This is a genomic window from Nonomuraea purpurea, assembly GCF_042650645.1.
GTDB lineage: Bacteria > Actinomycetota > Actinomycetes > Streptosporangiales > Streptosporangiaceae > Nonomuraea > Nonomuraea purpurea.
The window spans coordinates 21,026-35,105 of the sequence record NZ_JBHSBI010000014.1; the positions used below are offsets into that span (position 1 = coordinate 21,026).

Below are 14,080 nucleotides of genomic sequence, written 5' to 3' on the forward strand. Positions count from 1 at the left end.
ACAGGGGTGTGGCCATGAGCCTAGATTCCGCGTCGTGCCGTGAACGAGGACGAAGACCCCATCGGCATCGGATCGAACCCGCGGCTGGACGCGTTCCGTACTCCAACGGCCGGGATGAGGTCGGCCACGTCCATGTCAGCGAGCCGTCGGTGACTTGTCGACTTGGCGTAATGTCCGGGTTGTTGGGCTATGTGGAGAATCGGCCCATGCGTAAATCTTCCGCTGCTGTCGCCGCGCTGATGGCAGCCCTGGTCGCCGGCACCGTCACTCCCGCGTCGGCCGACGCCCAGGAGACCCGCGGCCCCTCTCTCAGCTTCGCCCTGCTCGGCGACACCCCATACGGCGCCGACCAGCGAGCGGCGTTCCCCGCGCTGGTCGACGCGGTGAACGCCGACCCGGACGTCCGCTTCGTCCTGCACGCCGGTGACGTCAAGGATGGCGCGTCCACCTGTGACGACGCGCGCTTCGCCGACCTGGCCAAGCTGTTCGGCACCTTCGACGACCCGTTCGTGCTGACCCCCGGCGACAACGAGTGGACCGACTGCCACCGCACCGCCGCAGGGGGCTACGTGCCCACAGAGCGGCTCGACGCGGTCCGCACGGTCTTCTACCCGAAGGCCGGTCACACGCTCGGCCGCCACCCCATGGGCGTGCGGACCCAGGCGTCCGACAGCCGGCACAGGGCCTACAAGGAGAACGTGCTGTTCCGCCGGCAGGGCGTCGTGTTCGCGACTGTGCACGTGGTCGGCAGCGAGAACAACCTGGCGCCATGGTCCGAACTGCCGGGCGGCGACCGTCCCGACCTGCGACTGGCCGAGTTCACCGCACGGAAGGCGGCGGCCCTCGACTGGATCGACACCGCCTTCGACACCGCGCGGCAGACGAACGCGCCCGGTGTGCTGCTCATGATGCAGGCCGAGCCGACCGACACCCCCGGATTCTCCGAGATCCGCGCCCGGATCACCGACCGTGCCAAGGCGTACGGCAAGCCCGTCCTGCTCGTGCACGGTGACGAGCACGTGTACGAGGTGGAGACCGGCTACGCGGGCGTCCCCAACCTGACGAGGCTGGAGACCTACGGCGTCACGGCGACCCAGTGGCTGCGCGTCACGGTCGAGCCCCGCTCGCGCGCGGTGTTCTCATGGCGGCCCCAGACGGTGCCCGCCTCCTGAACGCCGCCGGCCCGGAGCGCCCGCTCCGGGCCGACAGCGTCCAGTTCCAGCTTGCCGAGCCCGGTGCCGCCGATCTCGGCCACCAGATCCAGCGACTTGACCATCTGTGGCCCCGACGCCTTTGACGGACCGGTCCGCCGGCGCTCTCTCTGCAGCAGATCCAGCGTGGCCCGCTCCCGCACCACCGGCCGGGTCAGCGTGGTGATCCCCGGCAGCATGGGCAAGGGAGCGTACAACTGCCCACAGGGCGACGGCGTTGATCAAAGCGCGTCGACCAGGGTGACTTCAGCGGTTCTGAGGCTGCCGTCGGGCCTGCGGTAGGTGACGGGGACGACGGCTCCCGCTCGCAACACCCCGACGCGGGCGGCACTCTGCTCCCTGGCATTGGTGATGACCTTGCCGTTGAAGGAGACGATGACGTCACCGGGCCGGATCCCGGCCTTGTCGGCAGGGCTGCCCGGCACCACATCGGATACCAGCGCACCGCTGTTGTTGGGGGCGTCCTCACGGACGATGCCGAGCAGGCCCTGCTTCCCCTCGGTGATGATCACGTCGAGTGGTTGCCGCTCACCGTCGACGTTCAGGGCTCCGCTGTAACGGGCCCGCTGCATAGGGGCGTTGGGGGCGGCCTGAAGCCAGACCCGTACCGGCGTATTCCAGCGCCAGCGCCCGGGGCCCATGCGGACGGTGGCGGTGGAGCCGTCGGCGGCGATCGCCTCCGCGCAGGGGCGGGGGCGGCAGTCCATCTCCAGGCGGGTGATGCGGGTGTGGGGCGGGGCGGTGAAGACGAAGGTGCCCGAGTTGGGGCGGGTGCGGTGATCCGGCGGATACGTCACGGGTTTGGCGGTGCCCGGGGCATCAAGTTCAGGCACGTCTTGCTGTGGTTCGACCCGCGCGGAAAGTACCGCCGAGGCTGCTGCCGATCCGGCGGCTGGAAACGTGGATGAGGCCGGGGCGGCGGCAGCGGGGCTGACCGCGGCGGTCAGGACGGCCAGCACGAGGAACGCGGTGACCGCGGTGCGCCGGACGCGCGGCCGGTGGGCACCGGCGGGAGTACTGAGGTTCACAGGGAACGTCCTTCCTGAGGGTGGCTGGGCAGCGGTGACCGTCGAAGGGCGCCGGGTCCGGTCCATGCGGGCGGAACACAGCAGCCGATGCAGTGCGTAGTCAATTGATATCTGTTAGTAATCGACAAGATGGACCTTACTACAGGGAATCGGACCGCAGGCCGACCAACTCGTGGCCACGATGTCGTCGCGGGTGCGCAGGGCCTGAGCAGGCACGGCGGTGAGTCGCCGCCAGACCGTCCGCAGCATCCCGGCGTTTCGCTGGGACTCGTCTCGACGCCCCTGACAGGATGAGGTGACGTTCATGATCGCGGCAGGGGGGCTGGGCGCGCGATGCTGGGTCGGCTTGCCGGTCAGTTCCGGCTCATCACGCGTTCGTTTCCGGCCGCGCGACGGAGATACGGTGTCGCCCGGACGATGCGGCTGATCTCGCATGAGCTTCTGTTCGATGTCCGGTACGGGACCGATACCTCTCTGGAGTCGCCCGGCTGCACGACCGCGCACGAGGGAACCAATCCGCTGCTCTTCGCGGAGATGCTGCGAAACGCCCCGTTGGCCACCGACGGGCGGGTGCTCGTGGATTTCGGGGCGGGAAAAGGGCGGGCGCTCATGCTCGCCGCGAGACACGGCTTCGCCGCCGCGATCGGTGTGGAATCGTCGCCCGAGTTGTGCGCGATCGCGAACGCGAACATCGCCAGGTTCAGCCGCCGCCGTTCCTGCGCGTTGAGCGTCACATGCGCGGACGCCGGGTCCTTCGCCGTGCCGGCGTCCGTGACCGTCGCCTACTTCTTCCATCCATTCGGCGCCGAGACCATGCGCGCGGTCGTGGACCGCATCCTCGAATCGCTCGCCGAGGCTCCCCGGGACTTCTACGTCATGTACCTCAATCCGCGGTACGCCGACGTGTTCGTCACCGCCGGATTCGGTGAGGCGGACCGGCGGCACGACGCGGTGCTTCTGTCCCGACCTCGATGAGGGCCCGGGCCGCGCGCGAGCGGTACCAGCGGCTGAGGAAGTCATAGAGGACAAGTTCCTGGGCGCGCGCGGCGGCGGGCAGCATCCGGTTCGCGTGCATGTGCAGGAAGCTACCGGCGAGGGTGGTCACTTGACGGGTGAGCCGGTCGGCGCCCGCGCACGCCGCCAGGTCGCCGGCGACGGGACGCAACGCCTCGGAGCGTGCCCGATACAGGTGATCTGGTGCGGCCAGGAGCGGCTCCAGTACCGTCCGTTCCCGCCGGTAGCGGGCGCCGAGCCGGTGGGCGAAGGTGGCGTCGGCACCGAATTCGCGGCTGAAACGATCACGCGCCGCCGTACTGACGGAGAGCCGCCCGGCCAGGTCCAGGCCCAAATCGTCGAGCAACCGGTCGAGACCGACCAGCGCCAGCCGCCAGCGTGTGTCCATGTCGCCGGGAGTCGCCCCGATCACCTTGAGCGCGGCGTCGCTGTCGGCGTGGAACAGCCGCTCGGCCAGAACGATCCCATCGGCTCCGCCGTAGCGCTCAACCTCGCGTTCGTAGGTGTCCAGCTGGATCCGCCAGAGCGTGCCCTCGGCGTGAAACGGCGCGCAGGCGGCGAGCAGCGCAGGCAGCACCTCATTCATCAGGCGGCCGGGATCGCCGTGCAGCCGCAGCCGCAGATGCGGGTCGGGATCGGCATACCGGACGAAGAACCAGCGGTCAACCGAGGCGTCGGACACCGCCTCGCGCACCACGGGCCGCACGACCTGCTGGAGTATGGTGTCGGCACCGACCGGGCCGCTGTACAGCTTGGCGTAAAGCCAGGGCGATCCGGGCGGGAAACTCCGCGTGAGCGGCCTCTTCGGTCGCGCCGGGGCGCCGCCGGCGGGTTCGAGGGCGCTCGTGCGCAGAAACGGCACGATGATCTCGTGCGCGAAACGACCCTCTGGCCCCGTCGCGGGCACCTCATCCGGCCCGAAGAACACCTCCTCGAGCCGCACCGGCCGGTGCTCGCGGAACAGGTGAACGGCCATGTCGGCGAAGAGCGGGTTGTCCAGATCGATGGGCAACCGCCGATCCGCGTCCACCACCGCGACCCATCGCGGCAGGCGAAGGAGGCGTCGCAGATCCTGCACCGCGGCGAATCGGGCGGCGGCCGTCGGGCCTTCCAGGGACGCCAGCTGCGCATCCGACAGACGCCAGCGGGCCCGGGACAGCACCAGCCGACCGGCGGTGACCCTCGGCAGATAGGGCGCATCGCCCAGACCTCCGAATGAGAAGGACAGCCCGCCCTCCCTCCCTTGGCGCTGCAGGTGGCACAGGAAGCGATACAAGGCCGGGCTGCCGGCCCCGTCGAAGCGGTGCGCGACCGTCAGCCGGGGCAGAACCTCGCGGCCGAGCGAGCGCGAGCGGAGCACCACCCGCCCGCCGACGACGGAGACTGTGAGGTCGTCGAGGGGCATTCGCCGCTCCGGCGCGGCAGGGCGCCCGAGATAGACGATCTCGTGCTCGCGAAGGTGCGGCCGGACCAGGACGTTGCCCACCTTGCCCGGCACGGGATGCACGATCTCCGCGTAGATCGCCTCCGGTCGCAGCGCTTCTTCGGCCTGTAGATGCCGCTGCACGTGGCGGAGCAACCGGTCGTCACGACGGCAGAACCGGCCCATCAGCGTTGTTCCGGACAAACCGCCCACCGCGGACAGCATGATGCGGTAGCGTCCCGCCGCCACCGCGTCCTCGTCAGCCGCGAGGATCGTGGCGACGGCCCCGAAGGAGTCCGGCAGCGAGGCTGCGTCGCCGGCCTCCTCAAGAGCCCGCACCTCGGCCTCGCCCAGCGACAACTCCGCCACGCCCGCGCACGCGGCTTCGGTCAACCAGCGCAGAACAAGCGCGTCCCGCCTGCTGAATCGAGCGTCCTCGGCCCGTGGAGGAGACGGGAACGCCAGATCGTCCAGCAGCGGAGCCGGCGCCGCCCCAAACGGCCCGTCAGCGGGGAATCCGATACCGATCTCGTCGTCCAAGGCCTCGCACAGCGGCACCTCGCGCCGGTCGTAACGGTGGAGGAACGCCTCACGGAAGCGGCCCAGAGGGTCGCCGCGCCGCCCCACGCTGACGCGGCGCAACAGGCGCACCCCACGTTCGATCTCCGCGACCACGTCCCGTCCCAGTGTCGCCCGGGCGGGCTTCGTGAGATCGACATGGAAGGAGACCGGGACCCCGGCCAGGGCCGGAAGCGCCGCGGCGACCTCGCGGTAACGCTCCGGATCGGCCCCCGGCGGCAACTCGTCCAAACCCGCGAGCATGGTCCGGGCCTGGCGCAGGGCCGAGACGACCGGCCGGGCGCGCGCTCCGCCCACCCGGTCCAGCCGGTCAAGGAGGTCATCGACCGGCTCGGGCCCGCTCACCGTGGGAGCGAGCTCGCAGACCAGGAGCTGCGCGTCGATCAGCCGGTCCACGAAGTCAAGCGCCTCGCCCCGGCCGACCTCGGGGTCGGCGGCGTCGACGGCACAGGCCAGCTCGCCGGGCAGGGCCCCGCCCGCGGCCCGCTCAAGCGCGGCCACCAGATGGACCGTCGGTTCAACGGCCACCAGATGGTACGACGTCCCGGCGCCGGCAGGGCGCGTCTCGGTATACCTCAGACGCCCGGCCGCCCGGTAGATGCTGGAGTTCGGCAGGTACCTGAGCCGCGGCCGCAGGGCCGGATCTCGCTGCAGGGACTCCGCCAGGGCACCGAGATACCGGGAATCCAAACTCGTGTGGCGGCGGTAGGTCTCCCGACACGCAAGGCGTAGCCGGGTCTCCTCACCGATCATCCCGAGCGAGCACCCGGCGAAAAGCCCGAACGGCGTCGGGCGCCCCGCCATGCGCGCGACATACCGAAGAAGACCATGGCCGATCTTGAGCCCGCCCTGCGGGTCACGCGCCCAGCCGTCCAGCCGCCCCTCCAGCGACGGCGAGGCCACCCACAGAGCCTCGCGCACATCAGGCCGCAGGCATAGCGCCCGCAGCCGGTCGAGGGCATGAGCGTGTTCCGCCATCGCACTCTCATGCGAGAGATCCGTCTCCGCCAGGCCGCCACCGCCCAGCGCGAACAACGCGTCCAGCGGAAGGCACGGCGTGCGGAGCACGAAGAACCCCGCAGGCCGCCAGGCCGGCTCCTCCTCGGCACCCGTCATCCCCGCAGCAGTCGCCTCACCCGGGCCGACCCCCGCCGGAGCAGGAACCGCCACAGCGACGGCGTCACGATGCCCTGCGGAAACGGACGCGGCCAGAAGAAGTTGACGTTCAGCGCCCACGGCGTCACCACCGTCACCTGGTGATACCAGCCGACCGGGATGTAGAGCGACTCACCCGGCCGCAGAGTGCACTGCCAGCCCGACGCCTGCCGCGCGAGCGGGAACCTGCCGAAGTCCGGGACGTTGGGATCGAAACGGCAATGGGTGATCCGGGGAATGCGATACACCAGCCGCGACTGCGAGGGCGGGAACAGAACAAAATGCTTGCGGCCGATCACCTGGACGTTGCAGTTGGGAGTCACGTCGCAGTGCAGCCCGGAGGAGGTGCCCAGGACGCCGCACCACAGATTGGTGTCCATGGGGGAGGCGCGGAACCAATCCGGGGCCGGCGCGTCGGCGGCGAGCCTCGCTGACAACTGGCCCAGCTTCGCGTCAAGATAATAGGAGGTCTCAAAGCCGCTGGCGGCGACCGCCTGGGTGATGGCGCCGACGTCGGTGTGCCTTTCGGCGACAGGCCGTAGATCGTGCGCGGTTTCCACCACCCAGTCCAGATAATCACCGAAAAACGTGCGCCCACCGCGGGCCAGATTCTGGAAAATATTGCTGGGTGGGCCGTTCGTCTCTCGCACGGCAACCTCGCGGTGGCCGGCCACGGACTTCAGGTAGGCGCTGTTCCAGCACTCGACGGCCTGCCACCCGGGCACATTGTCCACGACCACCCGGGGAAGGCCGGCGAGGCGCGTCGGCCGGAAGTCGCCACGCGAGACGCGTGGAACCGGTTTCAGATTCAACGCCGACCCACCCTTGTCGTCTACTTGGCCCGCTCGCCCTGAATCTCCAGGCTGGCGTCGGCGTCGTCGCACGTCCACAGACTCCATCCCTGCGTGCTCAGGATGGGGTCATTGAGGTTGCGCACCGTTTCCCGGTCCAGCGAGAGTTTCTTTCGCGGCTTTTCCGTTACTGCTTCCATCACGAGTATCCTTTCGCGTTGCGACGATCGGATTTTATCCCGGGCCAATCCGAGGATCCAGCTTCATGTCAATTATTTACCAACCCCACCGGCGCGATACCCTTTATTGTTTTGACTTAACTGTAGCGGCCGGTAAATAAATGGGCGGCATTCTCAAACGACCACCCGGGAGCTCTCGAAGCGGGGGAGGAGCAATCGGGTCACCCCGATCGAACACCCTACGGAAGACGGATATTTAGCGGAGCCAGGCGGAAGGCCGAGGGGCCGCCCAATGGGGGTCTTCTCGTTTGCATTCGCTTCCACCTCGACATGGCCAAGCGCCTGGACCTGTCCGGCGTCGCCTGAACACGCCTCTTGGCCGTCGTCGCTGCCTCAACCTGCCGCCGTCCATGGCCCGGGTATTGGCTGGCCTCCTGGCATTCTTGGTGACATGTCCGGCACCTCGGCACGACTGCTGAACCTGCTGTCCCTGCTCCAGGCTCCGCGCGACTGGCCGGGCAGCGAACTCGCGGCGCGTCTGGAGGTCAGCCGGCGCACCATCCGCCGCGACGTCGAGCGGCTGCGAGACCTCGGCTATCCGGTACGCGCGACGATGGGCGGCGAGGGCGGCTATCGCCTGGTGGCGGGCACCGCCATGCCGCCGCTGCTGCTCGATGACGAGGAGGCCGTGGCCATCGCCGTCGGCCTGCGCACGGTGGCCAGGCACCCCGTCGCGGGCATCGACCAGGCGTCGGTCCGCGCGATGGCCAAGCTCCAGCAGGTGTTGCCGTCCCGTCTGCGGCGCCGGGTCGGCGCGCTGAACGCCGCGACCGAGGCTCCCCCTCCTTTCTCCGGGCCGGACATCGACCCGGAGATCCTCACCGCGATCGCCGGGGCCGCGGCCGGCCACGAACAGCTGCGCTTCGCCTACGAGGCGGGCGACGGCACCGCGAGCAGGCGGCTGGTTGAGCCGTACCGCCTGGTCACCGTGGGCAGGCGCTGGTACCTGGTGGCCTTCGACAACGACAGGGACGACTGGCGGACCTTTCGCGTGGACCGCGTGAGCGAGCCCCACCCGACCGGAGTGCGGGTGCCGCCGAGGACGCCGCCCGCCGAGGACGCCGCAGCCTTCGTCACGGCCAGGCTGTACTCGACGGCGCCCACCTTCCGCGCCGTCGCCACCCTGCACGCTCCGGCCGAGCAGGTGGCGGCCCGCCTCGGCGACGCCGCGGGCGAGTTGGAGCCGATCGACGCTGACACCTGCCGACTGTCCGGGCAAAGCGACACCCTGGAGTGGCTGGCATTCCGGCTGGTCATGCTGGGGTGCGAGTTCGAGGTGCACGAGCCGCCCGAGCTGGTCGACTACCTGCGCGAGATGGCGGCCAGGACGCTTCGTGCCGTGTAGGTCAGAAACTGACCTACACGAGGCCTAGCGTCGGTGGCACATTCCGGCACGCAAGGAGGCACCCCAGATGTCTGTCAAGGCGATCCCCGAGGGCTACACGACCGTCACGCCGTGGATCATCTCCCGGGACACGGCCGAGCTCATCGACTACATCCGAAAGGCGTTCGGCGCCGAGGAACTGGGCCGAGTGATTGACGCACGCGGGGTGATCGGGCACGCGGAGGTCCGCATCGGCGAGGCGATCGTGATGCTGTTCGACGGCGACCCGAGTTGGCCCGCGACGCCCGCGTTCCTCCGCCTGTATGTCGAGGACGCCCGCGCAGTGCACCGCCAGGCGGTCGAGGCGGGAGGCGCCTCCATCTCGGAGGTCACCCACCTGGCGTTCGGCGACCTGGTCGGGCGGGTGCGCGACCCGTTCGGCAACGTGTGGTGGATCCAGACCCACATCGAGGATGTGACGCCCGAGGAGATGGAGCGACGCTTCGGCGACCCGGAGTTCACCGCGGCGATGGAGTACATGCAGCGCCCCGAGACCGAGATCTTCCCCCGGAGCTGACCTCGATCTGGAAGTACGCCGCACCGCTGTGGTCCACAATCCTCACCTGGCTCGCCCTCCAGCGCTGTCGATCCTCTCGAGAGGAGTGCGGGGGATGAGTGGCACAGCGGCGGCCATGCAGGCAGGCGTTGTCGCCGGACGTAGCGGTGGTCGTCTGGGTCAAGGGGTGCGCTGGGCTTGAGTTTGGGCGAGCGGAGTCGGTGCCGAGGCGCGCGCCCAGGTCCAAGTGTCGAGAAACGATTACGCCCCCACAGGTCGGGAGTGTCGACGACTCGCGCCGGAAATCAACGTCGGTTAACGGTTCGGGCCAGATATTCCGACGCATGCTCATCGGTTACGCGCGGGTCTCGACCGCCGACCAGAAGCCGGGGCCAGATCGATCTGGCCCCGATCACGAAGGGCTACTTTGCCCCTCGCCGTAGCTTCGGGAGTACTGAGCCTGCACGGCGGGGGTGTTTCCTCAATGGGACGGCTACAGGAGGCGGTTCCTGGCGATTGCGGCAAGTGCCTCCTGCGGGCTGAGGAATTCCTCAGTGCCCGCCTGCGGCTTGTCCACCAAGACCTCGGTGCCCTGTTTCACGCAAATCCAGCGGGTGCCGCTCACCGGGAAAATGTCCAGCCAGACAGTGTCTGGGGCGTAGACGCCCGCCCGGAACTTGCCCGGCCAGACGTCGCTTGCCGTCACCATTCCCACGATGATGGAGCCGTCCACGGCGTGGAGCACTTCGTCGGGGTTGTATTGGGCGGGAGTGAGAATCAGCTCACCTCGGCGCTTCCACAAGGGCATCCAGCACCAAATCCCTTCCGAGCCATCACGGACAGTTATGGCATGCAATCACGGGGACCCGGTGATGTGCAACGGTGCGTCCGGCTACGCAGTCGAGAGCCGGCCCGCCAGGCGCTGGGGCACGGTGGGATCGCGGCCGTGGCCAGGCCGGGCGGGACCGGGTCGCCGACCACTTCGACGAGAAGCAAGTCGCCGCTCTGATCCTGCTTTTCGGCGTGATTGACATGTTCAACCGGCTCAACGCCTCCAACCTAGAGGCGCAGGTCAGGGCGAAATCTCGGTTTCTGGTACATGAGGCACGTGGCTGGCGGCCGCATGGCAGGACCCGCCCGGCTCCGGCCGCCTGATCTCGACCGATGTGAGGGTCCCCGCCGCCGGACGGCTCTGATCAGCGGGCTGTCGGCGTCAGGTCCGACAGGTGGACGGCGCTGTCCCACCTCCGGGTGACGGCGGCCGGCGTGCCCGCGACCTCGGTGGCCGACTCGAGGAAGTGGCCGGTGAGCGGCTCGCCGATCTGCTCTCCGCGCGCCAGGTCCCACACGAGGGTCGTGGCCCAATCGTTGGGATCGTCGCCCCCGGTCAGGGCGATTGCGCGGCCACCCACGGTCGCGGTGACCACGCGCTCGATTTTGCCGGTGTGCCCGGTCAGCGGCGCCCCGATCGGCTCCTGGGCCGCGAGGTCCCAGGCGCGCAGCCTGGGGCCGTCGCCGGCCAGCACCACGGTGCGGCCCTCCACCTCGGTGATCGCGATGCCGCCGACGGGAGACTCCAGCCCCGGCAGGTCCGCGCCGAGCTGCTCGCCGCTCAGGACGTCCCATGCCTGGAGAAACCGGTCAGCCCCGCCGGTCACGGCGACAGGGCGGCCGTCGACCACGGCGGCGGCCATCTCCCCGTTGTAGGAGCCCTGCCGCTCGATCACCTTCACACCGGTGGCCAGTTCCCAGGCCAGCAGCAGGCCCGTCTCGCAGCTGCTGACGGCGAGGAGGCCGCGCTCGGACCGGACGGTCGTGAGTGAGCAGACACCGAGCACATGACCGAGCATGACCGAGCCGATCCGCCGCCCCGTATGCACGTCCCAGGCCCGCACGATCCCGCCGCTGACGTCGTCACCGTCCTCGAGGCGGAAGTCGAATCGGCCCCCGCCGGTGACGACCACGGGTCGGCCATCGACCTCCGCCACGGTCACGCGCTCGGCGATGAGGGAGGGCTCGGTGACGAGCCTTTTCCGCTCGTCCTCATCATCGTCCTCGTCCCACCACTCGTTCTCGATGTACCAGTCGTCATCGGGCCCGGCCGCGTCGAGGTCCAGCGGACGGCTGACGCATCCGCCGCCGCGGAGATCACACGTCCACAGCAGCCCCTCCTCATCGACGCTGACCGTGACGGGGGCGCCGTCCAGCTCGATCACCGGCGTACCGGAGTAGGTGGCACGTCCATGCGAATGGCCCACATAACCGCGCATCATGCGCTCATCAGACATGCGCCGAACCCTAACGATCTCCACCGCGCGACGGAATCGCTTCAGCACAGCGGCACGGCACCGGCGATCTTGACGCGCGGCCTGGCGGCGCTCGGGCCGCGGCTCCTGGCCGCCCGCCGCGCGGATGCCCAGGGCCGAGAGCAGGTAGCTGACCGCGTCGGCCACCACCGTCACCACCGGACCGAGAAGCCCGATCGCGGCACCGCCCAGAGGCGGTCCGATGACCGTGGTCGTCCAGGCCGTCGACTCGAATCGGGTGTTGGCGACGAGCAAGTCCTCGGCCGGCAGCAACGTCTTCAGGTACGCGCCGGAGGCGGCGCGGAAGGTGATGTCGGCCGCCGCGACGACGACCGAGACCAGCAGGAGCTGGACGAAGGAGAGCACACCGAGCGCGAACGCGGCGGGGATCGTCAGCAGCGCCGCGAACCGCACCAGGTCCATCCCGATCAGCACCGGCCGCTTGCGGCGGAACTCCACCCACGGGCCCAGCGGCACCGCCACGGCCGCGCCCACCAAAGCTCCCACCGAGGACAACGCCGCGACCTGCGCCGGCCCGGCGTGCAGCACCTGGATCGCGATCAGCGGGAACGCGCCGAAGGCGAGCCACGTACCGAGCGTGCTGGTCCCGTACGCTCCCCAGAGCCACCCGAACTGCCGCCCCAACCGGCGCTCGCTCCGCATGCCCGACGCTCCTCGCCACTCACTCGCACAACCGATTTGCGATCGCAAGCATCAAAGCGCGCGCCGTACCAGGGGATCAAACAACTTCGGAGCCATTGATTACAACGATCGGTTGTATCAGTAAGGTGTGTCCGCATGGACCTCAACACCGTCCGGACCTTCGTCGCCGCCGCCGACGCGGGGCAGTTCCAGGAGGCCGCCGCCGAGCTGGCGGTCACCCAGCAGGCCGTCTCCAAGCGCATCGCCAGGCTGGAACGCAACCTCGGCGTGCGGCTGTTCGCCCGTACCCCGCGCGGCGCCGAGCTCACCATCGACGGGCAGGCGTTCCTGCCCCACGCCCGCGAACTGCTCCGGGTCGCCGAACGCGCGGTTGCGTCCGTCCGCACCGGCAGCCGTCCGCTGCGCGTCGACGTGATCGCCTCGCGCAGCGCGCAGTCAGGCATGATGCGCGGCTTCCACCGCGCGCACCCGGAGATCGAGCTCGACGTGGTGATGCTGTTCGACATCGAGGCGGCCGTGGCCGCCATCAGGTCAGGTGCGATCGACGCGTCCTTCCGTGCCGTCGGCATGCCCGCCCGGCCCCTTCCCGAGGACATCGAGTCCGTCCGGGTGCTTGACGAGGCGCACGAGCTCCTCACCGGGCCCGCCCACGCGCTGGCGTCGGCCCGCTCGGTGACGCTGACCCAGCTCGCCGGGCACCGGATCTGGATGCCCGGCATCGTCCCCGGTACCGAGTGGGCCGCCTACTACGACGACCTCGTCGCCGAGTTCGGCCTCACCATCGAGGCGACCGGCCCCAACTTCGGCTCCGACGCGCTCCTCGACACCATCGCCGACACCCCGGCCCTGGCCACCTTCATGGGCGAGCAGACCCGCCTGGTCTGGCCCGCCGGCCACGGCCTGCGCCGTATCCCGGTGATCGGCCCCACGCCCGTCTACCCGCACTCGCTCCTGTGGCACCGCGACAACCCCCACCCTGCGCTGTCCACCCTCCGCGCCCACCTCGCCGCCACAGCGGCCGGCCACGGCGCCGCCGGGACGTGGGCGCCAGACTGGGCAATCCCGCGCTGAACGCCGCCTCGGCGGGCCGACCGCTGGACCGTGATTCAGGAGGCAGGCGTGGCCATCAGCACACTCCGGCCCTGCCCTCCGTATGTCTCATATGAGGCATGAGCAGGCACGTAGGACCCTCAACCAGAGCAAACAGCCGTCGAGATCGACTCTCTAGCGCCAAAATCCGGTCCAATCCTCCCTGGAAGCCGATCAGGGTGTACGGATCGCACGGAGGGTCGCTGCGCTGGCGGCACGCTGATGAGGGGGACGCGTCAGAACTTGGCCCCCGGCCGTCGCAAGGTGCCGCAGGTCCGCGCTGGTCAGGTGCGCGCCGCGGGTACGGATGTTGTTCAGGTCAGGCTCTGGGCGTCTAAGCGGGTGTTTCGGCGGCCGATGATGGTCAGCGCGGCCTGCACATCGGTATCGGGCACCGGAGGCAGCTTCTCTGCTTCAACGCTTCGTGTTCACGGATGAATGCGGTCAGCACGTCGTAGACGGTCTGGTGGTCACGCGGCGAGTCTTGTGCGAGCCGTTCGAGCGCACACATGCCGCCCAACCGGACATCCAGCGTGCCGGAGCCGATCTGTTCGACTGCCTTGGTGTAGCGGTCGGCGATTTGTCCTTGCTCGGCGGTGTGCTGAGCCTGGCGGGAGGCATCGAGTGATTGCGCCGTGTACGGCGCGATCCTCAAGCGCGCAGGGTGCCGCCGCCGGGGCGGAGCTGTCGTGACGCCTGCCG

Annotated in this window: 13 protein-coding genes; 5 read left to right on the forward strand and 8 right to left on the reverse strand. The window is 69.5% G+C overall.

All coding sequences use genetic code 11. From position 1 onward, the window contains the following. The first annotated feature begins 206 nt into the window (after positions 1-206). Positions 207-1,172: a metallophosphoesterase gene (locus tag ACFOY2_RS26620; protein WP_379530807.1), complete on the forward strand. Its 966-nt coding sequence runs from the start codon at positions 207-209 to the stop codon at positions 1,170-1,172. Here the strand turns inward: ACFOY2_RS26620 and ACFOY2_RS26625 are convergent. Together ACFOY2_RS26625 and ACFOY2_RS26630 are read right to left on the reverse strand one after the other, a co-directional pair. Next, on the reverse strand, positions 1,076-1,396 hold the full coding sequence (locus tag ACFOY2_RS26625) for a hypothetical protein (protein WP_379530808.1): 321 nt from the start codon (positions 1,394-1,396) through the stop codon (positions 1,076-1,078). The two genes, ACFOY2_RS26620 and ACFOY2_RS26625, sit on opposite strands and share 97 nt — an antisense overlap. Before the next feature lie 36 nt (positions 1,397-1,432). Continuing rightward, a complete protein-coding gene (locus tag ACFOY2_RS26630; protein ID WP_379530809.1) occupies positions 1,433-2,239 on the reverse strand; it encodes a S1C family serine protease in 807 nt (268 codons plus the stop codon). Between the two features lie 417 nt (positions 2,240-2,656). Between ACFOY2_RS26630 and ACFOY2_RS26635 the strand changes: the two genes are divergently transcribed. Then, complete coding sequence (locus ACFOY2_RS26635) at positions 2,657-3,214, forward strand: SAM-dependent methyltransferase (RefSeq protein ID WP_379530810.1); 558 nt, start codon at positions 2,657-2,659, stop codon at positions 3,212-3,214. Here ACFOY2_RS26635 and ACFOY2_RS26640 read toward each other — a convergent pair. The 3 genes from ACFOY2_RS26640 to ACFOY2_RS26650 all read right to left on the reverse strand — a co-directional run bounded on the left by ACFOY2_RS26640 (position 3,150) and on the right by ACFOY2_RS26650 (position 7,401). After that, the gene (locus ACFOY2_RS26640) at positions 3,150-6,290 is read right to left on the reverse strand and encodes a lantibiotic dehydratase (protein ID WP_379530811.1); all 3,141 of its coding nucleotides are present in this window, start codon (positions 6,288-6,290) and stop codon (positions 3,150-3,152) included. The genes ACFOY2_RS26635 and ACFOY2_RS26640 overlap by 65 nt on opposite strands. 77 nt (positions 6,291-6,367) lie before the next feature. After that, positions 6,368-7,222, reverse strand: coding sequence for a cupin-like domain-containing protein (locus ACFOY2_RS26645; RefSeq protein ID WP_379530812.1), 855 nt, complete (start codon positions 7,220-7,222; stop codon positions 6,368-6,370). Positions 7,223-7,242: 20 nt separating this feature from the next. Beyond that, positions 7,243-7,401, reverse strand: coding sequence for a hypothetical protein (locus tag ACFOY2_RS26650; RefSeq protein ID WP_379530813.1), 159 nt, complete (start codon positions 7,399-7,401; stop codon positions 7,243-7,245). Between the two features lie 430 nt (positions 7,402-7,831). On the opposite strand from ACFOY2_RS26650, the gene ACFOY2_RS26655 reads away from it, so the two are divergent. Beyond that, a complete protein-coding gene (locus ACFOY2_RS26655; protein ID WP_379530814.1) occupies positions 7,832-8,785 on the forward strand; it encodes a helix-turn-helix transcriptional regulator in 954 nt (317 codons plus the stop codon). Positions 8,786-8,852: 67 nt separating this feature from the next. Further along, positions 8,853-9,341: a VOC family protein gene (locus ACFOY2_RS26660; protein WP_379530815.1), complete on the forward strand. Its 489-nt coding sequence runs from the start codon at positions 8,853-8,855 to the stop codon at positions 9,339-9,341. Between the two features lie 472 nt (positions 9,342-9,813). Here the strand turns inward: ACFOY2_RS26660 and ACFOY2_RS26665 are convergent, their stop codons facing one another. Both ACFOY2_RS26665 and ACFOY2_RS26670 read right to left on the reverse strand, forming a co-directional pair. Next, positions 9,814-10,128 carry a hypothetical protein gene (locus ACFOY2_RS26665; RefSeq protein ID WP_379530816.1) on the reverse strand — a complete coding sequence of 105 codons (315 nt, stop codon included), beginning with the start codon at positions 10,126-10,128 and terminating at the stop codon, positions 9,814-9,816. Positions 10,129-10,516: 388 nt separating this feature from the next. Further along, positions 10,517-12,289, reverse strand: coding sequence for an MFS transporter (locus ACFOY2_RS26670; protein ID WP_379530817.1), 1,773 nt, complete (start codon positions 12,287-12,289; stop codon positions 10,517-10,519). A gap of 135 nt (positions 12,290-12,424) precedes the next feature. On the opposite strand from ACFOY2_RS26670, the gene ACFOY2_RS26675 reads away from it, so the two are divergent. After that, positions 12,425-13,360, forward strand: a complete 936-nt coding sequence (locus ACFOY2_RS26675) for a LysR family transcriptional regulator (protein ID WP_379530818.1) — start codon at positions 12,425-12,427, stop codon at positions 13,358-13,360. Positions 13,361-13,742: 382 nt separating this feature from the next. On the opposite strand, the gene ACFOY2_RS26680 is transcribed toward ACFOY2_RS26675, so the two are convergent. Then, entirely contained in the window at positions 13,743-14,033 is a 291-nt protein-coding gene (locus ACFOY2_RS26680) for a hypothetical protein (protein WP_379530819.1), read from the reverse strand. Between the last annotated feature and the right edge of the window lie 47 nt (positions 14,034-14,080).